At 33.1% G+C, this 602-nt stretch carries 1 protein-coding gene; it reads left to right on the top strand.

Annotation, left to right across the window (positions count from 1 at the left end; genetic code table 11):
- The first annotated feature begins 72 nt into the window (after positions 1-72).
- On the top strand, positions 73-480 hold the full coding sequence (locus tag EL84_RS31670) for a hypothetical protein (RefSeq protein WP_161799409.1): 408 nt from the start codon (positions 73-75) through the stop codon (positions 478-480).
- Positions 481-602 lie beyond the last annotated feature (122 nt).

The raw sequence follows: 602 nt of genomic DNA, 5'->3' as shown, positions 1-602 counted from the left end.
TTTTATACTTTTGTTTAGAGAAATATTTATTTGGTTTAAGTAAATTCTGGAATCACTATTGTTTTCTCTTCCTTGAGTTTTTGGAGTGCGGGATTAGGCAAGGATGCGATTTCATTTTTTTCAGTTTGTTTATTTTTATACTCAATTGCTAAAATGAAAAAGTTAATATTCTTGATGCCTATAGCTTTTATTTGTATGTTAGTAGTAAGACCGCATATCGCTTTTATGCTATTAGTTTCTTTCGTAATTTATTTTATTTTTAAATCTAAAGTACCTGTATTAATTAAGTTTTTAACTTTCCCTCTTATATTATCTATTATGATTTTATCATCAAGTTTTATTCAGCGGTATGTGGGATTAGATGATGCATCTATTAGTAGTATTGGTGGTTATGTAGATGAACGTCAAAATACCAATCAAGGGGGTGGCTCCTCTATAGATTTGCAAGCTATGAGTTATCCAATGCATTTGAGAGTTTGAGCTCTCAAAACCGAACAACGAGTGAGTGTTTTGCAGCTAAGCTGCATATTTGAATGTTTCCGTTGCAGGAAACGATTCTCCATAGAAAGGAGGTGATCCAGCCGCACCTTCCGATACGGCTA

This window comes from Paenibacillus sp. VT-400 (genome assembly GCF_001029205.1).
Classification (GTDB): Bacteria; Bacillota; Bacilli; order Paenibacillales; family Paenibacillaceae; genus Paenibacillus; species Paenibacillus amylolyticus.
The sequence above is the reverse complement of the archived record's forward strand: the minus strand, read 5'-3'. Positions and strand labels throughout refer to the sequence as shown.